Source organism: Streptomyces sp. NPDC059256, from assembly GCF_042753785.1.
Taxonomy (GTDB): Bacteria; Actinomycetota; Actinomycetes; order Streptomycetales; family Streptomycetaceae; genus Streptomyces.
This window is the reverse complement of sequence record NZ_JBHYZO010000001.1, coordinates 380,805-404,779: the sequence shown is the minus strand read 5'-3', so window position 1 is coordinate 404,779 and position 23,975 is coordinate 380,805. Positions and strand designations below refer to the sequence as shown.

21 protein-coding genes are annotated in these 23,975 nt (G+C 67.5%); all 21 read left to right on the top strand.

Going from position 1 to position 23,975, the window contains the following annotated elements; all coding sequences use genetic code 11:
• Positions 1–37 precede the first annotated feature (37 nt).
• The gene (locus ACFXJL_RS01715) at positions 38–1,336 is read left to right on the top strand and encodes a homoserine dehydrogenase (protein WP_329027797.1); all 1,299 of its coding nucleotides are present in this window, start codon (positions 38–40) and stop codon (positions 1,334–1,336) included.
• A gap of 7 nt (positions 1,337–1,343) precedes the next feature.
• A complete protein-coding gene (gene thrC, locus ACFXJL_RS01710) occupies positions 1,344–2,426 on the top strand; it encodes a threonine synthase (RefSeq protein ID WP_329023367.1) in 1,083 nt (360 codons plus the stop codon).
• 492 nt (positions 2,427–2,918) lie between these two features.
• Positions 2,919–3,875 carry a homoserine kinase gene (gene thrB, locus ACFXJL_RS01705; protein WP_358876002.1) on the top strand — a complete coding sequence of 319 codons (957 nt, stop codon included), beginning with the start codon at positions 2,919–2,921 and terminating at the stop codon, positions 3,873–3,875.
• Between the two features lie 393 nt (positions 3,876–4,268).
• Positions 4,269–6,305 carry a transcription termination factor Rho gene (rho, locus tag ACFXJL_RS01700; RefSeq protein WP_384688362.1) on the top strand — a complete coding sequence of 679 codons (2,037 nt, stop codon included), beginning with the start codon at positions 4,269–4,271 and terminating at the stop codon, positions 6,303–6,305.
• Between the two features lie 296 nt (positions 6,306–6,601).
• The gene (locus ACFXJL_RS01695) at positions 6,602–8,371 is read left to right on the top strand and encodes a trypsin-like serine protease (protein ID WP_384688359.1); all 1,770 of its coding nucleotides are present in this window, start codon (positions 6,602–6,604) and stop codon (positions 8,369–8,371) included.
• 212 nt (positions 8,372–8,583) lie between these two features.
• On the top strand, positions 8,584–9,726 hold the full coding sequence (locus tag ACFXJL_RS01690) for an LCP family protein (protein ID WP_384688356.1): 1,143 nt from the start codon (positions 8,584–8,586) through the stop codon (positions 9,724–9,726).
• Positions 9,727–9,884: 158 nt separating this feature from the next.
• Entirely contained in the window at positions 9,885–10,109 is a 225-nt protein-coding gene (gene rpmE / locus ACFXJL_RS01685; protein ID WP_250918244.1) for a 50S ribosomal protein L31, read from the top strand.
• Between the two features lie 101 nt (positions 10,110–10,210).
• Positions 10,211–11,290 (top strand): peptide chain release factor 1, encoded by a 1,080-nt coding sequence (gene prfA / locus ACFXJL_RS01680; RefSeq protein ID WP_358875998.1) that lies wholly within the window; start codon positions 10,211–10,213, stop codon positions 11,288–11,290.
• 37 nt (positions 11,291–11,327) lie between these two features.
• Positions 11,328–12,173, top strand: coding sequence for a peptide chain release factor N(5)-glutamine methyltransferase (prmC, locus tag ACFXJL_RS01675; RefSeq protein ID WP_329023378.1), 846 nt, complete (start codon positions 11,328–11,330; stop codon positions 12,171–12,173).
• 34 nt (positions 12,174–12,207) lie between these two features.
• Complete coding sequence (locus ACFXJL_RS01670) at positions 12,208–12,855, top strand: L-threonylcarbamoyladenylate synthase (protein ID WP_329023379.1); 648 nt, start codon at positions 12,208–12,210, stop codon at positions 12,853–12,855.
• Positions 12,852–13,520 (top strand): protein-tyrosine-phosphatase, encoded by a 669-nt coding sequence (locus ACFXJL_RS01665; protein WP_358875997.1) that lies wholly within the window; start codon positions 12,852–12,854, stop codon positions 13,518–13,520. Before ACFXJL_RS01670 ends, ACFXJL_RS01665 begins: the two co-directional genes overlap by 4 nt.
• Before the next feature lie 98 nt (positions 13,521–13,618).
• A complete protein-coding gene (gene glyA, locus ACFXJL_RS01660) occupies positions 13,619–14,875 on the top strand; it encodes a serine hydroxymethyltransferase (protein ID WP_384688350.1) in 1,257 nt (418 codons plus the stop codon).
• Positions 14,876–14,982: 107 nt separating this feature from the next.
• The gene (locus tag ACFXJL_RS01655; RefSeq protein WP_358875995.1) at positions 14,983–16,347 is read left to right on the top strand and encodes an MraY family glycosyltransferase; all 1,365 of its coding nucleotides are present in this window, start codon (positions 14,983–14,985) and stop codon (positions 16,345–16,347) included.
• Positions 16,348–16,611: 264 nt separating this feature from the next.
• Entirely contained in the window at positions 16,612–17,049 is a 438-nt protein-coding gene (locus ACFXJL_RS01650; protein ID WP_358875994.1) for a hypothetical protein, read from the top strand.
• Between the two features lie 225 nt (positions 17,050–17,274).
• A complete protein-coding gene (gene atpB / locus ACFXJL_RS01645; protein ID WP_329023386.1) occupies positions 17,275–18,087 on the top strand; it encodes a F0F1 ATP synthase subunit A in 813 nt (270 codons plus the stop codon).
• An 81-nt stretch (positions 18,088–18,168) separates the two neighbouring features.
• On the top strand, positions 18,169–18,399 hold the full coding sequence (gene atpE / locus ACFXJL_RS01640; protein WP_137993321.1) for an ATP synthase F0 subunit C: 231 nt from the start codon (positions 18,169–18,171) through the stop codon (positions 18,397–18,399).
• Positions 18,400–18,440: 41 nt separating this feature from the next.
• Complete coding sequence (locus ACFXJL_RS01635) at positions 18,441–18,995, top strand: F0F1 ATP synthase subunit B (protein ID WP_329023388.1); 555 nt, start codon at positions 18,441–18,443, stop codon at positions 18,993–18,995.
• Between the two features lie 5 nt (positions 18,996–19,000).
• Positions 19,001–19,816 carry a F0F1 ATP synthase subunit delta gene (locus ACFXJL_RS01630; RefSeq protein WP_384689100.1) on the top strand — a complete coding sequence of 272 codons (816 nt, stop codon included), beginning with the start codon at positions 19,001–19,003 and terminating at the stop codon, positions 19,814–19,816.
• A gap of 131 nt (positions 19,817–19,947) precedes the next feature.
• The gene (atpA, locus tag ACFXJL_RS01625; protein WP_358875993.1) at positions 19,948–21,540 is read left to right on the top strand and encodes a F0F1 ATP synthase subunit alpha; all 1,593 of its coding nucleotides are present in this window, start codon (positions 19,948–19,950) and stop codon (positions 21,538–21,540) included.
• Positions 21,541–21,560: 20 nt separating this feature from the next.
• Positions 21,561–22,478: a F0F1 ATP synthase subunit gamma gene (locus ACFXJL_RS01620; protein WP_358875992.1), complete on the top strand. Its 918-nt coding sequence runs from the start codon at positions 21,561–21,563 to the stop codon at positions 22,476–22,478.
• Positions 22,478–23,920, top strand: a complete 1,443-nt coding sequence (gene atpD, locus ACFXJL_RS01615) for a F0F1 ATP synthase subunit beta (protein ID WP_384640654.1) — start codon at positions 22,478–22,480, stop codon at positions 23,918–23,920. Before ACFXJL_RS01620 ends, atpD begins: the two co-directional genes overlap by 1 nt.
• The last annotated feature ends 55 nt before the right edge of the window (positions 23,921–23,975 follow it).

Genomic DNA, 23,975 nt, shown 5'->3' with positions numbered 1-23,975 from the left:
CCAACCCTGAGAAGTGATTGAGAAGCGAGGTCGGATGATGCGTACGCGTCCGCTGAAGGTGGCGCTGCTGGGCTGTGGAGTGGTCGGCTCAGAGGTGGCGCGCATCATGACGACGCACGCCGACGACCTCGCGGCCAGGGTGGGTGCCCCGGTGGAACTCGCGGGCGTGGCCGTCCGCCGCCCGGACCGGGTGCGCGAGGGCATCGACCCCGCACTCATCACCACTGACGCCACAGCCCTGGTCAAACGGGGCGACATCGACGTCGTCATCGAGGTCATCGGCGGCATCGAGCCCGCCCGCACCCTGATCACCACCGCCTTTGAACACGGCGCATCGGTGGTCTCCGCGAACAAGGCCCTCCTCGCGGAGGACGGCGCCACGCTGTACGCCGCCGCCGAGCAGCACGGCCGTGACCTCTACTTCGAGGCCGCCGTCGCCGGCGCCATCCCGCTGATCCGACCGCTGCGCGAATCGCTCGCGGGCGACACGGTCAACCGGGTCCTCGGCATCGTCAACGGCACCACCAACTTCATCCTCGACAAGATGGACAACTCCGGCGCCGGCTACTCGGAGGCGCTCGACGAGGCCACGGCGCTCGGCTACGCCGAAGCCGATCCCACCGCCGACGTCGAGGGCTTCGACGCCGCGGCGAAGGCCGCGATCCTCGCCGGGATCGCCTTCCACACCCGGGTGCGCCTCGACGACGTGTACCGCGAGGGCCTCACCGAGGTCACCGCGGCGGACATGGCCTCCGCACGGCGGATGGGCTGCACCGTGAAGCTGCTCGCGATCTGTGAGCGCGCCGCCGACGGCCGGTCCGTCACGGCCCGTGTGCACCCGGCGATGATTCCGCTCAGCCATCCGCTCGCCTCCGTCCGCGAGGCGTACAACGCCGTCTTCGTCGAGGCGGAGGCCGCCGGGCAGTTGATGTTCTACGGTCCGGGAGCCGGCGGTGCGCCGACCGCGTCCGCCGTCCTCGGCGACCTGGTGGCCGTCTGTCGCAACAAGCTCGCCGGCGCCACGGGTCCGGGGGAGTCCGCGTACACCCAGTTGCCCGTGAGTCCCATGGGCGATGTGGTCACGCGGTACCACATCAGTCTCGACGTCGCCGACAAGCCGGGTGTGCTCGCCCAGGTGGCCACGGTCTTCGCCGAGCACGGGGTGTCGATCGACACCGTTCGTCAGCAAGGACGTCCGGACGGCGGCGGCGAGGCTTCGCTGGTCGTCGTCACCCACCGTGCGCTGGACGCCGCCCTCTCGGGGACGGTCGAAGCGTTGCGGAGGCTCGACACCGTTCGCGGTGTCGCCAGCATCATGCGTGTTGAAGGGGAGTAAGGGACCCATGACGACCAACAGCCCCCGGCGGGGAACTCATCAGTGGCGCGGCATCATCGAGGAGTACCGGGACCGGCTTCCGGTCACGGACACGACGCCCGTCGTCACGCTCCGCGAGGGCGGTACGCCGCTCGTTCCGGCTCAGGTCCTCTCCGAGCGCACCGGCTGCGAGGTCCACCTCAAGGTCGAGGGCGCCAACCCCACGGGGTCGTTCAAGGACCGCGGGATGACCATGGCGATCACCCGGGCCAAGGAAGAGGGCGCCCAGGCCGTCATCTGCGCCTCCACGGGCAACACCTCCGCGTCCGCCGCGGCCTACGCGGTACGGGCGGGGATGGTCTGCGCGGTGCTGGTGCCGCAGGGCAAGATCGCGCTGGGGAAGATGGGTCAGGCCCTCGTCTACGGCTCGAAGATCCTCCAGGTCGACGGCAACTTCGACGACTGTCTGAATCTGGCCAGAAGTCTGTCCGAGAACTATCCGGTCGCCCTGGTGAATTCGGTGAATCCTTACCGGATCGAGGGTCAGAAGACCGCGTCGTTCGAAATCGTCGACGCCCTCGGGGACGCACCCGACATCCATGTACTGCCCGTCGGCAACGCCGGAAACATCACGGCGTACTGGAGGGGGTACAAGGAGTACGCGGCGGACGGCCTGTCCACCCGGACCCCGCGGATGTGGGGCTTCCAGGCGTCCGGCTCGGCGCCGATCGTCCGTGGTGAGATCGTCAAGGACCCCTCGACCATCGCCACCGCGATCCGCATCGGCAACCCCGCTTCCTGGCAGCAGGCGATCGCGGCCCGTGATGAGTCGGGTGGCTTCATCGACGAAGTGACGGACCGTGAAATCCTGCGCGCCTACCGGCTGTTGGCCTCGCAGGAGGGCGTCTTCGTCGAGCCGGCATCGGCGGCTTCCGTGGCCGGTCTGCTGAAGGCGGCAGAGGCGGGCAAGGTCGACCCCGGCCAGCGGATCGTCTGCACGGTCACCGGAAACGGACTCAAGGACCCGGACTGGGCGGTGGCAGGTGCGCCGCAGCCCGTGACGGTCCCCGTCGACGCGGTGACTGCGGCAGAGCGGCTCGGACTCGTCTGAGCCCAGATCGTGTGGGTGGGCCCTTCTCCGGGAGGGCCTCCCCGAAGGGCGCGAAGCGGTCACCGTCGGACGACCTCCGTCGGGACCGGATGGCGCGGTGCTTGGGCGCCGCGCCGGAATGCGAAGTGCCCGGCTTTTGAGAAATCGGATTCCGGGCCCTTTTCCCGAGGTTGCCGAACCGGTGAACGCGCCGGCCCGCTGGGGCGTATTTCCGACCGAAGGAAAGATCTACCCCGGCGAAAGTTCGGCAAAGCAGGGCATCGGCGAACGTAGAGGCACAGCAGGCATGCGACACGCATCGTGCGCCTCCTGTGCGCCCTATGTCGCCACAGAACCTTCCTTCGATAGGCTGTACTGAACCCGCCCCGCCGCGTGTGCCGCGGTGTTGTTGCCGTTACGGCCCTCGGGTGTCCGGTTGTTCGTAGTTTCGTCGTTGCATCGTTGTGAATCTCCCGAAATCACGCAGTCAGAACCAAGGAGTGTCATCGAGCGATGGCCGGTCCAGCGTTCCGCGCCGCCGCCGTCCGAGTGCGCGTACCCGCCACCAGCGCCAATCTCGGCCCGGGCTTTGATGCCCTCGGCCTGTCTTTGGGGCTGTACGACGATGTCGTCGTCAGGGTCGCGGACTCCGGTCTGCATATCGACATCGCAGGTGAGGGCGCTTCCACGCTGCCCCGCGATGAGAGTCATCTGCTCGTACGGTCACTCCGTACGGCCTTCGGGCTGCTCGGCGGTCAGCCGCGCGGACTGGAAGTCGTCTGTGCCAACCGCATTCCGCACGGGCGCGGTCTCGGATCCTCGTCCGCGGCCATCTGCGCCGGGATCGTCGCTGCTCGCGCGGTGACGATAGGCGGCGACGCCAGGCTCGACGACACCGCGTTGCTTGAGCTGGCGACCGAGATCGAGGGGCACCCCGACAATGTCGCCGCCTGTCTCCTCGGCGGCTTCACCCTCGCCTGGACGGACGGGGGAGCGGCCCGTGCCATCAGGATGGACCCGGCCGATTCCGTGGTTCCCGTGGTCTTCGTCCCCGAGAATCCAGTGCTCACCGAGACGGCTCGGGGCCTGCTGCCGCGAACCGTCCCCCATGTAGACGCAGCGGCCAACGCGGGCCGCTCCGCCTTGCTCGTCGAGGCTCTGACCAGGCGTCCCGAGTTGTTGCTGCCCGCCACGGAGGACCGCCTCCACCAGGAGTACCGCGCCCCGGCGATGCCGCAGAGCGTCGATCTGGTCAACCGTTTGCGCGCGGACGGCGTCCCCGCAGTCATCTCCGGTGCCGGCCCCACGGTGCTGGCGCTGGCCGATGAGGGCACGGCCGACAAAATCGCCCTACTGGCGGGTAGCGGCTGGGCCGCCAACCGGCTCGCCATCGACACTTCGGGCGCGAGCGTGCTGCCGCTCGCTCCGGCGGGTGCGACCTCGTCCGGTGACGACTCGCATTCGCAGTGATCTCGCAGTGACAAGGGATTGCCGGTGATGGAGAGGGGGAATGTTTGTTGGAGCCGGTAGTGTTAACCTCAAGTCTGCAACCGATGCCATTGCGGCTCGGAGCTTCGTGTCCCATTCGGGACCGCGCATTCTTCCGGGAGCCTCCCCCAACTGCCTGAGCAGCCTGCCTGAGCAGTTTTGAGCACGCTCCGGAACCGGCACGACACCTCCCGTTCCGCCAGGAGTGGGCCGAGCAGGGGGAATCTCGGGCCGGACCTGCATGTATCTGACTCTCCGCCGCACCACATTCGGCGGGGACCACCGCCCCGGCACGGTCCGTTCATCCGGACCGCCGGACAGCACAACCGGTCGCCGAGCCAGAAGGCCGACGTCCGCTCCAGGGAAGGACCCTTCGTGAGCGACACCACCGATCTGATGGGCGTGAGCGCCGACAACAATGTCGACACCTCCGCGCCCGCCGAAGGTGCTGCCTCCGGCACCACCTCACGGCGCCGCCGTTCCGGCACCGGCCTAGAGGGCATGGTCCTGGCCGAGCTGCAGCAGGTCGCGTCCGGCCTCGGCATCAGGGGCACTGCGCGCATGCGCAAGAGCCAGCTGATCGAGGTCATCAAGGAGGCGCAGGCCGGCGGCGGAGCGTCCACGGCCAAGCCGTCGACAGCGCCCGCCTCGAAGTCTGCCGACGAGGCCGAGGCCAAGCCGAAGCGCCGCGCCACCTCAAGGGCGCGTACGGCGGAAGCACCTGCCGCCGACGCAGCTCCCGCGGCCGAGAAGGCCGCCACCCAGCAGCAGATCGACATCCCGGGTCAGCCGGCAAGCGACGACCAGCCGGTCGCCGAGCGCCGTCGTCGGCGTGCCACCGCGCAGGCGGGCAGCCCCGATGTCCAGAGCGACTCGCGTACCGAGACGTCCGCCGAAGCGAAGGACATCAAGGCCGAGCCGCAGGGCGACGCCAAGGCGGAGTCCGCGGTCAGCGCGTCCGCGCAGGACGGCGAGGGCCGGCGCGAGCGCGGTCAGCGTGGCGAACGCGGTGATCGCAGTGAGCGTGGCGAGCGCGGCGAACGCCGTGACCGTCAGCGCGACCGCCGCGGCAAGAGCGACGACCAGCAGCAGGGCGGCCAGCGCCAGCAGCAGCAGAGCCAGCAGCGCCAGGGCCCCAGCAGCCAGCCGCCGCAGGACGACTTCGACGAGGACGGCGGCGGTCGCCGTGGCCGTCGGGGTCGCTACCGCGACCGTCGTGGCCGTCGTGGTCGTGAGGAGTTCGCGACCAACGAGCCGCAGGTTGCCGATGACGATGTGCTGATCCCCGTCGCGGGCATCCTGGACATCCTCGACAACTACGCCTTCATCCGTACGTCCGGTTATCTGCCGGGCCCCAACGACGTGTACGTCTCTCTCGCCCAGGTCCGCAAGAACGGCCTGCGCAAGGGCGACCACGTCACCGGCGCGGTCCGTCAGCCCAAGGAGGGCGAGCGCCGCGAGAAGTTCAACGCGCTCGTCAGACTCGACTCCGTCAACGGCATGGCCCCCGAATCGGGCCGCGGCCGACCGGAGTTCAACAAGCTGACCCCGCTCTACCCGCAGGACCGGCTCCGTCTGGAGACCGACCCGGGCGTGCTGACCACGCGGATCATCGACCTCGTGTCGCCGATCGGCAAGGGCCAGCGCGGACTGATCGTGGCCCCGCCGAAGACCGGTAAGACCATGATCCTCCAGGCCATCGCCAACGCGATCACGGTCAACAGCCCCGAGTGCCATCTGATGGTCGTGCTCGTCGACGAGCGCCCCGAAGAAGTCACCGACATGCAGCGGTCGGTCAAGGGTGAGGTCATCTCCTCGACCTTCGACCGTCCCGCCGAGGACCACACCACCGTTGCCGAGTTGGCCATCGAGCGCGCCAAGCGTCTCGTCGAACTCGGCCACGACGTGGTCGTCCTGCTGGACTCGATCACCCGTCTGGGCCGTGCGTACAACCTCGCAGCCCCGGCCTCCGGACGCATCCTGTCCGGTGGTGTCGACTCCACCGCGCTCTACCCGCCGAAGCGCTTCTTCGGTGCGGCGCGCAACATCGAGGACGGCGGCTCGCTGACCATCCTGGCCACTGCGCTGGTCGACACCGGCTCGCGCATGGACGAGGTGATCTTCGAGGAGTTCAAGGGCACCGGCAACATGGAGCTCAAGCTCGACCGGAAGCTCTCCGACAAGCGCATCTTCCCGGCGGTGGACGTGGACGCGTCCAGCACCCGTAAGGAAGAGATCCTGCTCGGCAGCGATGAGTTGGCCGTTGTCTGGAAGCTGCGCCGGGTGCTGCACGCCCTCGACCAGCAGCAGGCGATCGAGCTGCTGCTGGACAAGATGAAGCAGACGAAGTCGAACGGTGAGTTCCTGCTCCAGATCCAGAAGACCACGCCGTCGGCCGGCAACAACGACTGACGTACGGTCAGCACGACCACCGCGAGACCGCCCCGTCACCCTTGAGGTGACGGGGCGGTCTCATTTCTGTGCGATAGCTGTACGGCGCTGGTCAATCAATACTCCCGACACATACGATCATCAGCCCAGGTGGGGGTTTCCAGGGGGGATTTCCTGGGGGAGTTCGCAGTGTCAGGAGAGGCCGGGGGGCCTCGACAACCAGACCTGCTTCGTACATTCTTCGACGCCCCACCACCTCGTGTTCACCGGCGGGCGCAGTGCGCCTCGCCCCGTACAGACCCAAGGTGGTTAACCGAGTGCAGAAACGCACCCGTGGTGGTCGGCCGCAGCGCCGCATGAGACGTGAGATCCCGGCCCTGGCGACCGTTTTCGCCCTGGCCGGTACCGGCATGTTGGCGTCCAACGCGCAGGCCGTGGACAACAACCCGCCCACCAGCCCGGCGCCCCGTAGCGCCCCGCAGGCACCCGAGCCGTCCCAGAGCGAACTGCGCAAGCGCGTGGCCGCCGCCCTGAAGGCCGACAAGGACGCCAAGACACCCCGTACGGGGAAGAAGTCGGCGCCGAGCGCCCGCATCATCGGCGGCGGTACGACCACGATCGCCTCCGCGCCCTGGATGGCTCAGCTCTACTTCCAGGACCGTGCGGGCGACAACTACTTCTGCGGTGGTGTCGTGGTCTCCCCGTCGAAGATCGCCACCGCCGCGCACTGCGTCGAAGGCATCGACTACAAGGCCACCGGAGCCGTCGTCACCGGCACCAACCACGTGCCCACCACGACCTCGTCCGGAGCGCTCAACCTCCACGGCGGCCAGCTGACCGGTGTGTACCGGCAGTGGCACCACGAGAAGTACAACGGCAGCACGTTGAACAACGACGTCGCCGTTCTGACCCTGAACAAGCCGGTCAAGGCCAAGCCGCTGCCGCTGGTCAGGCCGACGGACACCGCGCTCTACAAGGCGGGCACCGACGGCAAGGTCTACGGCTGGGGCCGGACCAGTTCCACCAACCCCAACAGCATGTCCGACGTGCTGAAGCGGGCGGACGCCGACATCGTCTCCGACACCGCCTGCCGCGCCGCCTACGGTCCCGAGTACGGCACCGGCTTCATCGCCGGCACCATGCTCTGCGCGGGCAAGGCGCCGACCGGAAGCAACAGCACCTCCGAGACCACCTGCAACGGTGACTCCGGTGGCCCGCTGGTGGTCGGCGGCCGACTCGCCGGCATCGTTTCCTGGGGTGACGTCAACTGCGCCAAGCGGGGCAAGTACGGGGTCTACGCCAAGGTCAGCGCCTTCCAGGGCGCCCTGCGCAACCGGATCAACGACGCCAACTGGTCCGGCCTCGACCACCGCGCCGACCTGTTCGGCCGGGCCGGCAAGACGCTGTACGCGTGGGAGTCCCGGGGCACGAGCATCACCCGCCGGTCCAACTACGGGGACTTCTCCGGGGTGAACCTGCTGCTGCAGGCGGACCTCAACCGCGACGACCGCCAGGACCTGCTCTACCGCCTGCCCAACGGCGATCTGTACTGGTCGTACAGCAACACCCTGGCGGACAAGAAGATCGCCTCCGGTGCGACCTGGAAGGGGTACAAGCAGATCCTCGTCCCCGGCGACCTGACCGGTGACGAGCTGCCCGACCTGATGGCGGTCGACAGCGCCGGCAAGGCATACCTCCACCCGGGCAACGGCGCCGGCTCCTTCGGTACCCGTACGCTCATCGGCAGCGGTTGGAGCCAGTTCAGCATGGTCCGCGGCCACGGCGACTTCAACGGCGACGGTCGCCCGGACGTCGTGACGCGGGCCGCGGGCGGCAAGGTCTACCTGTACAAGGGCACCGGCAAGACGTCGGCACCGCTCAGCGCCCGTACCCTGCTGACCACGAACAGCAGCTTGAACGCCCTCGCGGTCACGGGTGACGTCAACGGTGACGGCCATGCCGACCTGTGGGCCCGTGACACGGCCGGGAAGCTCTGGCTCTACCCGGGCTCCGGCAAGTCCACGGGGGCCCTGGCCACCCGCAAGCAGTTCGGCGCCGGCTGGGGGTCGTACAACCTCTTCGGCTGACCGTCGTCAGTCCACCGGCAGTTCCCTGTGCCCACCGTGCCCCGCACGGTGGGCACAGCCCCTTTCTCAGGGAGTTCTCAGCCACTCGTGCAACCCTTGCGGTGCCCAGAGTGTCTCCCCAATGGCGGAGCAAAACTTGACAGGTCGGGCACGCTCGTCGTCGACAAGGGGGACGAGGGGCTAGTACGCAGCGGATGGGGAACCGGGGAAACATGGGAGACCAGAGCACAGGCCGAATATCCGGCGCGGGCGGGCGGCGGGACAGACCGCCGACCAAGGGGCGCAGACCCCTGCGCATCGCGGCCTGGTCCATAGCCGCCGCCCTGCTCGTCGGCGGGATCACCAGCGGCTATGTGTACTTCAAGATCGACGGAAATCTCGAAGGCGTCGACATCAACGCCAAGCTCGGTGAGAACCGGCCCGAGAACATCGACAACGGCTCCATGGACATCCTCGTCCTCGGCTCCGACTCCCGCTCGGGGGACAACGCCAAGTACGGAGGCGCCGAAGGCGGCGCCCGCTCCGACACGGCCATGATCGTCCATCTGTACGAGGGCCATCAGAAGGCCAGTGTCGTCTCCATCCCGCGCGACACCCTCGTGGAACGCCCGGAGTGCACCGACAGTGACGGCAAGACCGTCCGCGGTCAGCAGCGCGCCATGTTCAACACCGCGTACGAGACCGGTGGACCCGCCTGTGCCGTCAAGACGGTCGAGCTGTTCTCCGGCATCCGCATGGACCACTACCTCGAAGTCGACTTCACCGGCTTCAAGAAGCTCATCGACGAACTCGGCGGGGTGAAGATCACCACCACCAAGCCGATCAAGGACGACGACAGCCATCTGGACCTGGAACCGGGCACCCACGTCCTCGACGGCGAGCAGTCGCTGGGCCTGGTACGGACCCGCAAGAGCGTCGGCGACGGCAGTGACCTCGGCCGCATCCAGCTCCAGCAGGCGTTCATGAAGGCATTCATCCAGCGGGCCAAGGACGTCGGAGCCCTGAGCAACCCCAAGAAGATGCTCGACATCGCCGACACCGCCACCAAGGCGATCACCCCCGACTCCGAGCTGGACTCCGTCACCGAGCTTATGAGCTTCGCCCGCAGCCTCGGCAGCCTCGGCGCCGAGGACGTCCAGATGGTCACCATGCCGGTGGAGTACGACCCGGTCGACCCCAACCGGGTGATACCGCTGAAGGCCGCCTCCCAGCAGGTCTGGAACGCCCTGCGGCTGGACCAGCCGATCCCCGCCGCCGCCCTCAAGGAGTCCGCGGGCGACAAGAGCGACGCCGCCGACGTGGTCAGCGACACCGTTCCCGTACCGACCGATACGGCACCCAAACAGCACGGATGACCGCCCGGAGCGGTTGATTCCGTGACGGGGGAATACTTCCGCGACCACCCCGGTTTTGGGAGATACGGCCAGTCCTGGCAGACTGGTCCGTCGGCCCCGGTTCACGCATCGACAATCCGTCCCTGCGACCCGGAGCCCTCCCGAAACTAGGAGACACCTTGAAGCGCGACATCCACCCCGAGTACGTCGAGACCCAGGTCAGCTGTACCTGTGGCGCCTCGTTCACCACTCGTAGCACCATCGACAGCGGCACCATCCGTGCCGAGGTCTGCTCCGAGTGCCACCCGTTCTACACGGGCAAGCAGAAGATCCTCGACACTGGTGGCCGCGTGGCCCGCTTCGAGGCCCGCTTCGGCAAGGCTGCCGCAGCCGCCAAGAAGTAGCGAGTCACTTGCGCCGGTCCCCGGCCGCCCCCACTGCGCGGGCGGCTGGGACCGGCGCTTTGGCGTCCCTCAGGTATTCGTTTAGCAACCAGGAGCCCCCGATGTTCGAGGCGGTCGAGGATTTGATCGGCGAGCACGCCGATCTGGAGAAGAAGCTCGCCGACCCCGCGGTCCACGCCGACCAGGCGAACGCCCGCAAGCTCAACAAGCGCTACGCCGAGCTGACCCCGATCGTCGGCACCTACCGCTCCTGGAAGCAGACTGGGGAAGACATCGAGACGGCGCGCGAGTTCGCCGCGTCGGACCCCGACTTCGCCGCTGAGGTCAAGGAGCTGGAGAAGCAGCGCGACGAGCTGACCGAGAAGCTGCGGCTGCTGCTCGTGCCGCGCGATCCCAGCGACGACAAGGACGTCATCCTGGAGGTCAAGGCCGGAGCGGGCGGCGATGAGTCTGCCCTCTTCGCCGGCGACCTGCTGCGGATGTACCTGCGCTACGCCGAGCGCGTGGGCTGGAAGACCGAGATCATCGACGCCACCGAATCCGAGCTCGGCGGCTACAAGGACGTCCAGGTCGCGGTGAAGACCAAGGGCGGCCAGGGTGCCACCGAACCCGGCCAGGGCGTCTGGGCGCGGCTGAAGTACGAGGGCGGGGTGCACCGCGTGCAGCGTGTGCCGGCCACCGAGTCACAGGGCCGCATCCACACCTCCGCGGCCGGCGTGCTCGTCACCCCCGAGGCCGAGGAGATCGAGGTCGAGATCAACCCCAACGATCTGCGCATCGATGTGTACCGCTCCTCAGGGCCCGGCGGTCAGTCCGTCAACACCACCGACTCCGCCGTCCGCATCACGCACGTCCCCACCGGAGTCGTCGCTTCCTGCCAGAACGAGAAGAGCCAGCTCCAGAACAAGGAGCAGGCCCTGCGTATCCTGCGTTCCAGGCTGCTCGCCGCGGCGCAGGAGGAAGCGGAGAAGAACGCGGCGGACGCCCGTCGCAGCCAGGTCCGCACCGTGGACCGCTCCGAGAAGATCCGTACCTACAACTTCCCGGAGAACCGGATCTCGGATCACCGCGTCGGCTTCAAGTCGTACAACCTGGACCAGGTGCTCGACGGTGAACTCGACGCCGTGATCCAGGCGTGCGTCGACGCCGACTCCGCCGCAAAACTCGCCGCCGCCCAGTAATCCGCAGTAGACCCCGTACGAATCGGGTGGAGGACCAGTGAACCTGCTGCTTGCCGAGGTGGCCCAGGCCACCCAGCGGCTGGCCGACGCCGGCGTGCCGTCACCGCGCTTTGACGCGGAGGAGTTGGCCGCGTTCGTGCACGGCGTGAAGCGGGGAGAGCTGCACAGCGTCCAGGACTCGGACTTCGACGCCCGCTACTGGGAGGCGGTCGCCCGCCGTGAGGCCCGCGAACCGCTCCAGCACATCACCGGCCGCGCCTTCTTCCGCTATCTGGAACTCCAGGTGGGACCCGGTGTGTTCGTGCCCCGGCCGGAGACCGAATCCGTCGTCGGCTGGGCCATAGACGCCGTCCGGGCCATGGACGTCGTCGAACCGCTGATCGTGGACCTGTGCACGGGGTCGGGTGCCATCGCCCTCGCCATGGCCCAGGAGGTTCCGCGCTCCCGTGTCCACGCCGTGGAACTCTCCGACGACGCCCTCGGCTGGGCCCGCAAGAACGCCGACGGCTCCCGGGTCACCATCCACCAGGGCAATGCCCTGACCGCACTGCCCGAACTCAACGGGCAGGTCGACCTCGTCATCTCCAACCCGCCGTACATTCCGCTCACCGAGTGGGAGTACGTGGCACCCGAAGCCCGTGACCACGACCCCGAGATGGCCCTCTTCTCCGGTGAGGACGGGCTGGACACCATCCGGGGCATCGAGCGCACCGCGCACCGGCTGCTGCGGCCGGGCGGGCTCGTGGTGATCGAGCACGCGGACACCCAGGGCGGCCAGGTGCCCTGGATCTTCAACGAGGAGTCCGGCTGGGCGGACGCGGCCGACCACCCCGATCTCAACAACCGTCCGCGTTTCGCCACCGCCCGCAAGGCGACACCGTGACGACGACCGTGTACGTGTACGAGGAGGCCCCCTGATGGCTCGGCGATACGACTGCAACGAAGCCGACGAGCGTACGACCGGCCTGCGCGAGGCCGCGTCCGCCGTCCGCCGGGGCGAACTGGTCGTGCTGCCCACCGACACCGTCTACGGACTCGGTGCTGACGCCTTCAGTTCCGAAGCCGTCGCTGAACTCCTGGATGCCAAGGGCCGGGGGCGCAACATGCCCACCCCCGTCCTCATCGGCTCACCGAACACCCTCCACGGCCTGGTCACCGACTTCTCCGAGGATGCCTGGGAGCTGGTCGACGCCTTCTGGCCGGGAGCCCTCACCCTGGTCGCGCGCCACCAGCCCTCCCTCCAGTGGGACCTGGGGGACACCCGGGGGACGGTCGCCATCCGGATGCCCCTGCACCCCGTCGCCATCGAGCTGCTCACCGAGGTCGGGCCCATGGCGGTGTCATCCGCCAACCTCACCGGTCACCCGGCGCCCGAGGACTGCGACGCAGCCCAGGGAATGCTCGGTGACTCCGTCTCCGTCTACCTCGACGGCGGCCCGACCCCCGGGATCGTGCCGTCCTCGATCGTCGACGTCACCGGCGACGTACCGGTTCTCCTCCGCGTCGGCGCCCTCGACGCCGACGAGCTCCGGAAGGTCGTACCCGACCTTGAGGTGGCCCCTTGATCACCCCTGAGGGGCGTGGCATAGGTGCGAACGCCACCGGCGACACCTTCAGGATCCTCCACGTCAGCACGGGCAACGTCTGCCGCTCACCGATCACCGAGCGGCTCACCCGGCATGCCCTCAGCGACCGCCTCGGCGACCGCGTCCACATCCCCGCCACCGGTGCGCCCATCGGCGGCCTGATCGTCGAGAGCGCAGGCACCTGGGGCCACGAAGGTGCCCCGATGGAGGCCAACGCCGAAGTGGTCCTCGCGGATTTCGGGGCTGACTCGACGGGCTTCACCGGCCGGGAACTGCTCGACGAACACGTGATCCGGGCGGACCTGGTGCTCACCGCGACCCGCGACCACCGGGCCCAGGTCATCTCGATGGGTCACTCGGCCGGATTGCGGACCTTCACCCTGAAGGAATTCACCCGTCTGGTGCGTGCGATCGACCCGACGACCCTGCCGGACCCCAAGGACGAAGGCGTCGTCGAACGGGCGCGGGCCCTGGTGCGCGCCGCCGCTGCGCTCCGTGGATGGCTGCTGGCGCCGACCCCCGACGCGGACGAGGTGTACGACCCCTACGGTGCGCCGATCACGTTCTTCCGTTCGATCGGTGACGAGATCAACCAGGCGCTGGACCCGGTCCTGACCGCGCTCACCGGGATCCCGCCGCGCTGAGCCGAGGCAGACGCGGATCGGCCACCCCGCACCCCGGCAACCCGCGGTCTACATTGGAGGGGCACCCTCACCGCGAATAGCCAGGTCCGGAGCCCACGATGGCTGTCTTCGCCGCACCCACCGCCACCCGCGCGGACTTCGACTCCCTCCTGCGCCAGGACCCTGAGGTCGCCGAGATCGTGCTGGGGGAGTCGGCCCGCCAGGGAGAGGGCCTCCAGCTGATCGCCGCCGAGAACTTCGCATCCCCCGCGGTGCTGGCCGCTCTCGGCTCCCCGCTGGTCAACAAGTACGCGGAGGGTTACCCGGGGGCCAGGCACCACGGCGGCTGTGAGTGGGTGGACGAGGCCGAGCGGCTGGCCGTGAGGCGCGCCGCCGCACTCTTCGGCGCCGAGCACGCGAACGTACAGCCGCACTCCGGTTCGTCCGCGGTGCTGGCCGCGTACGCCGCCCTGCTCGAACCGGGCGACACGGTCCTTGCGATGGGGCTGTCCGCAGGTGGGCATCTGACCCACGGCTCACCGGCGAACTTCTCCGGCCGCTGGTTCGACCTCGTCGGCTACGGCGTCGATGGGCAGACGGGCCTGATCGACTACGACCGGGTCCGTGCGTTGGCGCGCCAGCACCGCCCGCGGGCTGTCGTGTGCGGTTCGATCTCGTATCCCCGGCATCCGGACTACGCCCTGTTCCGGGAGATCGCCGACGAGATCGACGCCTATCTGATCGTGGACGCCTCCCACCCCATGGGGCTGATCGCGGGCGGGGCGGCGCCGAATCCCGTTCCGTACGCGGACGTCGTCTGTGCAACCACCCACAAGGTGCTCCGCGGGCCCCGCGGCGGAATGATCCTGTGCGACAGCGCGCTGGCCAAGCGGGTGGACCGTGCGGTGTTCCCCTTCACCCAGGGCGGGGCTCAGATGCACACCATCGCCGCGAAGGCGGTGGCGTTCGGAGAGGCCGCGACCCCGGCGTTCACCACCTACGCGCATCAGGTGGTGGCCAATGCCCGGGTGCTGGCCGCCGGTTTGGAGGCGGAGGGGTTCGGGGTGCTCACCGGCGGTACAGACACGCATCTGATCGGCGCCGACTCCACCCCGCTCGGTCGGGACGGGAGGACGGCACGGGCCCGCCTATCGGCCGCCGGGCTGGTCCTGGACACCTGCGCACTGCCCCACGGCGGAGCTCGGGGCATTCGGTTGGGCACCGCTGCGGTCACCACACAGGGCATGGGCGAGCGGGAGATGGCACGGATCGCCGCCCTGTTCGCGTTGGCTCTACGTGATGAAGGGGACCTGTCGCGGAGAGTACGTACAGAAGTACGCGAGCTTGCGGGTAGATTTCCGCCTTATCGGGGGTAGCCGGAATCGAGTGCAACCATTGCCGGCCCCCCTGGTGTCCTCAAACAAGTGGCCACCACAGCTAGGGTGTGGGGCTGAGATGGCCAGCGATTCCTGTGGGGCAGCCCGTGCGTGATTATCTGCTGACGCTCTGTGTCACAGCCGCCGTGACGTACTTGCTCACCGGTCCGGTGCGCAAGTTCGCCATCGCGACCGGGGCGATGCCGGAGATCCGGGCACGTGACGTACACCGAGAACCGACACCGCGGCTCGGTGGCATCGCCATGTTCTTCGGCCTGTGCGCGGGCCTGTTGGTCGCCGACCACCTACAGAACCTGAACAGCGTCTTCGAGCTGTCGAACGAACCGCGGGCGTTGCTGTCCGGGGCCGCACTGATCTGGATCATCGGAGTCCTCGACGACAAGTTCGAGATCGACGCCCTGATCAAGTTGGGCGGTCAGATGATCGCCGCCGGTGTGATGGTCGTGCAGGGTCTGACGATCCTGTGGATTCCGGTGCCCGGTGTGGGCACGGTCTCGCTGACGTCGTGGCAGGGCACCTTGCTGACGGTCGCGCTCGTCGTGATCAGTATCAATGCGGTGAACTTCGTCGACGGGCTCGACGGTCTGGCCGCCGGAATGGTGTGCCTGGCCGCGGCGGCCTTCTTCCTCTACGCGTACCGGATCTGGTTCAGCTACGGGATCGAGGCGGCGGCGCCGGCGACCCTCTTCACGGCGATCCTGATGGGCATGTGCCTGGGCTTCCTGCCCCACAACATGCACCCGGCGCGGATCTTCATGGGCGACTCGGGGTCGATGCTGATCGGTCTTGTGCTGTCGGCTGCGGCGATCTCGGTGACCGGCCAGGTGGACCCGGACGCCCTGAAGATCTTCTTCGAGGGCAGTACGCGCCAGGCCACACATGCGGCCCTGCCGGTCTTCATCCCCCTGCTGCTGCCGTTGACGATCATCGCCATTCCGGTCGCCGACCTGGTGCTCGCCATCGTGCGACGCACCTGGAACGGCCAGTCGCCGTTCGCCGCCGACCGTGGGCACCTGCACCACCGGTTGCTCCAGATCGGGCACTCCCACAGCCGTGCGGTGCTCATCATGTACTTCTGGTCGGCTCTGATCGCCTTCGGTGTGGTCGGCTACTCGGTCAACTCGGCGTCGATGTGGATCGTGATGGTCATCGTCGCTCTGAGCACGCTCGGCCTGGTGCTGTTGTTGCTGCCGAGGTTCACTCCGCGTGCACCGCGATGGGCGGAGGCGTTTGTTCCGCCCCGCTATCGGCGACGCAAGAGGGTGGCGCAACCGCTTTCTCCGCGCCCCAACGGGACTTCGGGCACAGATGCCCTTGACACCAATGAGACTCCTGTGACTGGAGAGGTGGCGGAAGGGTCTGCTCCGCTTCCTGTTGGCGTCAACGGAGCGACCGCCATGGGCGCCCGTTCGCGCATTTCCGACCATCGGAAGGCCGTGAGTCGCCGCTAACAAAGCGCTCACCATCGCCCAATACCAGACGAACCAAAGGGCGGTCTATGCACACACGCGCAGGTTCGCTCTCATGTGTGATAGTTGGCACACGGTCGGGTAAAGACCTCTTCAAATAGTTTGTGATACGGTTCACGAGAACCGGCGACAGAGCCAAGGGACCGTAGTGCGACGGTCTGTTGGCCCCGAGGACCTGACTCGGACCCGGATTAGGCTCGTCCATGACGACACCACTGCCCCCACCAAGCAAGCGGAGCTGCCGCCATGCCGTCAAATGACGCACGCACCCTGATTCACACCGCCGTACCCACGGCTGCCGCGGGCGTTGTTGCCGTCGCGGTGAGCGCGGGCATCGCCGGTGGGAAGGGGGCGATCGGTGCGGCCATCGGCACCTTGGTGGTCATGCTCTTCATGGGCATGGGGCTCGTGGTGCTCCAGCGGACGGCGAGGTCCCTGCCGCACCTGTTCCAGGCCATGGGTCTGATGCTCTACACGGCACAGTTGTTGTTGCTCTTCATCTTCATGGCGGCGTTCAAGGACACCACGGCCTTCAACGCCAAGGCCATGGCCTTCACGCTGCTCGGAACGACCCTCGTCTGGGTCGCCGCACAGGCACGTGCTTACATGAAGGCCAAGATCCTTTACGTGGAACCCGAGGGCACCAAGGCGCAGAAGCCCGAGAACGCAGGGTCGCCGACGTGAGAGGTAGGGGCGGTATAAAGACCGGTCCTGGTTCCTGCTATCGTCCGGTGCCAACTGCGGCTCTGCGGGCGCGGGCATCTGAGCTGACGCCTGCTCATTCGCGAGGCTCCTTGCCCGCCAGCCGCCCTCACATCCGTAACACCAGTCCAGTGCCGAACCGCGGCTGCGCGCCGCGCCGACACAACGAGGTTGCCGTACCTATGCGCCACGCTGAAGGAGCCCGCGGTGAGTGCTGACCCCCAGATGCTCGCCTTCGACCCCGATTGCCAGCTCTTTTCTGGGTGCGGGTTCCCAGCTCCGGGCCTGCACACCTTCCTCTACGAGCCGATCTTCACGGTGAGCGGCTTCGAGTTCACCAAGCCGATGTTGCTGGCCTTCATCAGCTCGTTCCTGGTCGTTGCCTTCTTCTGGGCCGCTTTCAGTAAGCCGAAGCTGGTTCCGGGCAAGCTCCAGATGATCGGTGAGGCGGGGTACGACTTCGTTCGCCGCGGCATCGTTTACGAGATCATCGGCAAGAAGGACGGCGAGAAGTACGTCCCGCTGATGGTGTCGCTGTTCTTCTTCATCTGGTTGATGAACCTCTGGTCGATCATTCCGCTCGCCCAGTTCCCGGTGACGTCGCTCATCGCGTTCCCGGCGGGTCTCGCCCTGATCGTGTACGTCCTGTGGGTCGGTCTGACCTTCAAGACCCACGGATTCGTCGGCGGCTGGAAGAACATCACCGGCTACGACAAGTCGCTCGGCCCGATCCTCCCGCTCGTCGTGGTCCTGGAGTTCTTCTCCAACCTGCTCATCCGCCCGTTCACGCATGCGGTCCGACTGTTCGCGAACATGTTCGCCGGCCACCTGCTGATCGTGATGTTCAGTCTCGCCACCTACTACCTGATGAGCGGCATCGGCTTCGCCTACGCCGGCACGTCCTTCGTGCTGGTCATGGTGATGATCGTCTTCGAGCTCTTCATCCAGGCAGTTCAGGCATACGTCTTCGTCCTGCTGGCCTCCAGCTACATCCAGGGCGCGCTCGCCAAGCACCACTGAGCCAAACCTCGCCCGTCACTCCACCCCAGACGTCCGGTGGCCAACCCCCACCGGGTCCTTGAAAGAGAAGGAAGAACCGGCATGTCCGCTCTCCAGACCCTTGCCGCCGTCGAAGGAAACGTCGCCTCGATCGGCTACGGTCTCGCCGCCATCGGCCCCGGCGTCGGCGTCGGCATCATCTTCGGTAACGGTACCCAGGCCCTCGCCCGTCAGCCCGAAGCTGCCGGCCTGATCCGTACCAACCAGATCATGGGTTTCGCCTTCTGTGAGGCGCTCGCCCTCATTGGCATCGTCATGGGCTTCGTCTACTAAGACGCGGACCTGACAGCCAACATTTCACGGAAGGCACTGATGTGACTCAGTTCAATCTTGCGGCAGCGGGGGCGGAGCAGCCGCCGCTCATCCCGCACGCCGACGAGCTCATCATCGGCCTGATCGCGTTCGCCATCGTCTTCTTCTTCCTCGCCAAGAAGCTCCTCCCGAACATCAACAAGGTTCTGGAGCAGCGTCGGGAAGCCATCGAAGGCGGCATCGAGAAGGCTGACGCGGCGAAGACCGAGGCCGAGAGCGTACTTGAGCAGTACAAGGCCCAGCTCGCCGAGGCCCGCCACGAAGCCGCTCGGCTGCGCCAGGAGGCCACCGAGCAGGGCACCGCGATCATCCAGGAGATGAGGGCGGAAGGCCAGCGGCAGCGTGAGGACATCATCGCCGCAGGTCACGCCCAGATCGAGGCCGACCGCAAGGCCGCAGCCGCCGCGCTCCGTCAGGACGTCGGCAAGCTTGCGACCGATCTGGCCGGCAAGCTCGTCGGTGAGTCCCTTGAGGACAACGCCCGACAGAGCCGGACGATCGACCGCTTCCTCGACGAGCTGGAAGACGGCGCTGTGAAGGCAGAGGCCACCCGGTGAAGCCCCTGAACGGAGCGAGCCGTGAGGCCCTCGCCACCGCGCGTGAGTCGCTCGATGCACTGACGGACTCCACGTCCGTCGATGCCTCGACGCTCGCCGAGGGGCTGGCCTCCGTCACCGCGCTGCTCAACCGCGAGGTGTCGCTGCGTCGGGTCCTGACCGACCCGGCGCAGGCCGGCGAGGCCAAGGCCCAGCTGGTATCGCGCCTGCTCAGCGGGCAGGTCAGCGGCGAGACCGTTGATCTGGTCTCCGGTATGGTCCGCTCCCGCTGGTCCAGGTCACGCGACCTGGTCGACGCACTGGAAGAGCTGACGGCCACCGCCGATCTCAGCTCGGCCCAGCGCGCAGGGGTCCTGGACGACGTCGAGGACGAGCTGTTCCGCTTCGGCCGGATCGCGGACTCCAGCCCGAATCTGCGCGCCGCACTGAGCGACAAGGCCGCCACCGCCACTGCCAAGGCCGGACTGCTGCGCAGTCTGCTGGGCGGCAAGGTGAACCCGGTCACCGAGCGACTGATCATCCGACTGGTCACCGCACCTCGTGGACGTAGCCTGGAACAGGGACTCGACTCCCTGTCCAAGCTCGCTGCGTCGCGCAGGGACCGGATGGTGGCGGTCGTCACCTCGGCCGTACCGCTCACCGACGTCCAGAAGCAGCGCCTCGGCGGTGTTCTGGCCAGGGTCTACGGGCGCGAGATGCACCTGAACCTCGATGTGGACCCCGAGGTCCTCGGCGGGATCTCGGTGCGGGTCGGCGACGAGGTGATCGACGGGACCGTCGCGAGCCGTCTGGACGAGGCAACCCGTCGGATGGCCGGCTGACAGCCGACACCAACTGAACAAGGCAGTAAGCGGCCCGGTTGGGCCGTGCAGAGATTGCAGAAGATTCCTGGGGGTCGCCCCCAGACCCCCTTAAGAAACTTCGGGCCCAACAAGGAGAGCAGGGAACCCAGATGGCGGAGCTCACGATCCGGCCGGAGGAGATCCGGGACGCGCTGGAGAACTTTGTCCAGGCGTACAAGCCGGACGCGGCCTCGCGCGAGGAGGTCGGTACGGTCAGCGTGGCCGGCGACGGTATCGCGAAGGTCGAGGGTCTCCCCTCGGCCATGGCGAACGAGCTGCTGAAGTTTGAGGACGGAACCCTCGGTCTCGCCCTCAACCTTGAGGAGCGCGAGATCGGTGCGATCGTCCTCGGCGAGTTCAGCGGAATCGAAGAGGGCCAGTCGGTCACCCGTACCGGCGAGGTTCTGTCCGTCGCCGTCGGCGAGGGCTACCTGGGCCGGGTCGTCGACCCGCTCGGCAACCCGATCGACGGTCTCGGCGAGATCGACACCGAGGGCCGCCGCGCCCTCGAACTTCAGGCACCCGGCGTCATGGTGCGTAAGTCGGTGCACGAGCCGATGCAGACCGGCTACAAGGCCGTCGACGCCATGGTGCCGATCGGCCGTGGTCAGCGTCAGCTGATCATCGGCGACCGCCAGACGGGCAAGACCGCCCTGGCCGTCGACACGATCATCAACCAGCGTGACAACTGGCGCACGGGCGACGTCAACAAGCAGGTGCGCTGCATCTACGTCGCCATCGGCCAGAAGGGCTCCACCATCGCGTCCGTGCGCGGCGCGCTGGAGGAGGCCGGCGCCCTGGAGTACACGACCATCGTCGCCGCCCCGGCGTCCGACCCGGCCGGCTTCAAGTACCTGGCGCCGTACACCGGTTCGGCCATCGGCCAGCACTGGATGTACCAGGGCAAGCACGTCCTGATCATCTTCGATGACCTGTCCAAGCAGGCCGACGCCTACCGCGCCGTTTCGCTGCTGCTGCGCCGCCCGCCGGGCCGTGAGGCGTACCCCGGTGACGTCTTCTACTTGCACTCGCGTCTGCTGGAGCGCTGCGCCAAGCTCTCCGACGACATGGGTGCCGGTTCGATGACCGGTCTGCCGATCGTCGAGACCAAGGCCAACGACGTCTCGGCGTTCATCCCGACCAACGTCATCTCCATCACCGACGGCCAGTGCTTCCTGGAGTCCGACCTGTTCAACGCCGGCCAGCGTCCGGCTCTGAACGTCGGTATCTCGGTTTCCCGAGTCGGTGGCTCCGCCCAGCACAAGGCGATGCGACAGGTCTCCGGCCGACTGCGCGTCGACCTGGCCCAGTTCCGTGAGCTGGAGGCGTTCGCCGCCTTCGGTTCCGACCTGGACGCCGCGTCGAAGGCGCAGATGGAGCGCGGCAAGCGCATGGTCGAGCTGCTCAAGCAGGCTCAGTACCAGCCGATGCCCGTCGAGGAGCAGGTCGTCTCCGTCTGGGCCGGTACCACCGGCAAGATGGACGACGTCCCGGTCGAGGACATCCGTCGCTTCGAGAGCGAGCTGCTGGAGCACCTGCGCCGCGAGCACAAGGGGCTGCTGACCAGCATCGCCGAGGGCGCGAAGATGTCGGATGACACCATCCAGGCCATCGGCGACGCGATCGCCGCCTTCAAGCGCCAGTTCGAGACTTCGGACGGCAAGCTTCTGGGCGAAGACGCTCCGGTCAGCACCAGCAAGTGACGACGGAAGGGACCTGACTCATGGGAGCCCAGCTCCGGGTCTACAAGCGTCGCATCAAATCCGTCACCGCGACCAAGAAGATCACCAAGGCGATGGAGATGATCGCCGCCTCGCGCATCGTCAAGGCGCAGCGCCAGGTGACGGCCTCCACTCCGTACGCGACCGAGCTCACCCGCGCGGTGACTGCGGTGGCGACCGGGTCGAACACGAAGCACCCCCTCACCACCGAGGCCGAGAACCCGGTGCGGGCCGCTGTTCTGCTCATCACGAGCGACCGCGGCCTGGCCGGTGGCTACTCCGCCAACGCCATCAAGGCGGCGGAGCAGCTCACCACGCGCCTTCGGTCCGAGGGCAAGGAGGTCGACAGCTACATCGTCGGCCGCAAGGGTGTCTCGTACTACGGCTTCCGTGAGCGCAAGGTCACGGAGTCGTGGACCGGTTTCACCGACAACCCGACCTACGCGGATGCCAAGAAGGTCGCGGGCCCGCTGATCGCGGCGGTCCAGAAGGACACGGCGGACGGTGGTGTGGACGAGCTCCACATCGTCTTCACCGAGTTCATCTCGATGTTGACGCAGACGCCGGTGCAGAACCGGCTGCTGCCGCTCAGCCTTGAGAAGGCCGTGGAGGAGAGCGGGACCAAGGGCGAGATCCTGCCCCTGTTCGACTTCGAGCCGTCGGCGGAGGACGTCCTTGACGCCCTGCTGCCGCGCTATGTCGAAAGCCGGATCTTCAATGCGCTGCTTCAGGCCGCTGCTTCCAAGCACGCTGCCACCCGCCGCGCGATGAAGTCGGCGACCGACAACGCCGGAGAGCTGATCAAGAGCCTCTCCCGGCTTGCCAACGCGGCCCGCCAGGCCGAAATCACCCAGGAAATCAGCGAGATCGTCGGTGGAGCCAGTGCCCTGGCCGACGCGACCGCGGGGAGTGACAAGTAATGACGACGACAGTTGAGACGGCCGTTGCCACGGGCCGCGTCGCCCGGGTCATCGGCCCGGTCGTCGACGTGGAATTCCCCGTCGACGCGATGCCGGAGATCTACAACGCGCTGACCGTCGAGGTGGCCGACCCGGCCGAGGACGGCAAGCTCAAGACCCTGACCCTTGAGGTCGCCCAGCACCTCGGTGAGGGCGTGGTCCGTGCGATCTCCATGCAGCCCACCGACGGTCTGGTCCGCCAGGCTGCGGTGACCGACTCGGGTACGGGCATCACCGTTCCCGTCGGTGACTTCACCAAGGGCAAGGTCTTCAACACCCTCGGTGAGGTGCTCAATGTGCCCGAGGCGAACGCCGAGGTCACCGAGCGCTGGCCCATCCACCGCAAGGCCCCCAGCTTCGACCAGCTGGAGTCCAAGACGGAGATGTTCGAGACCGGCATCAAGGTCATCGACCTCCTCACCCCGTACGTCAAGGGTGGAAAGATCGGTCTGTTCGGTGGTGCCGGTGTCGGCAAGACCGTGCTGATCCAGGAGATGATCTACCGCGTCGCCAACAACCACGACGGTGTGTCGGTGTTCGCGGGCGTCGGTGAGCGCACCCGTGAGGGCAACGACCTCATCGACGAGATGAGCGAGTCGGGCGTCATCGACAAGACCGCCCTGGTCTTCGGTCAGATGGACGAGCCCCCGGGCACCCGTCTGCGCGTCGCGCTCGCGGGTCTGACCATGGCGGAGTACTTCCGCGATGTGCAGAAGCAGGACGTGCTCTTCTTCATCGACAACATCTTCCGGTACACCCAGGCCGGTTCCGAGGTGTCCACCCTGCTCGGCCGTATGCCGTCCGCGGTGGGTTACCAGCCGAACCTGGCGGACGAGATGGGCCTCCTCCAGGAGCGCATCACCTCGACCCGTGGTCACTCGATCACCTCGATGCAGGCGATCTACGTCCCCGCGGACGACCTGACCGACCCGGCGCCGGCCACCACCTTCGCCCACCTCGACGCGACGACGGTTCTCTCCCGTCCGATCTCCGAGAAGGGCATCTACCCGGCCGTGGACCCGCTGGACTCCACGTCCCGCATCCTGGACCCGCGCTACATCGCGCAGGAGCACTACGACGCCGCCACGCGGGTCAAGGGAATCCTGCAGAAGTACAAGGACCTCCAGGACATCATCGCGATCCTCGGTATCGACGAGCTGGGCGAGGAGGACAAGATCGCCGTCCACCGTGCCCGTCGTGTGGAGCGCTTCCTGTCCCAGAACACCCACGTCGCCAAGCAGTTCACCGGCGTCGATGGTTCGGACGTGCCGCTCGACGAGTCGATCGCCGCGTTCAACGCGATCTGCGACGGCGAGTACGACCACTTCCCCGAGCAGGCGTTCTTCATGTGCGGTGGCATTGAGGACCTCAAGGCCAACGCCAAGGAGCTGGGCGTCTCCTGAGTCTTTGACTCATGAAGGGGGGCGGGTCCGTCCCGTCCCCCTTCGCAAGCCCCAT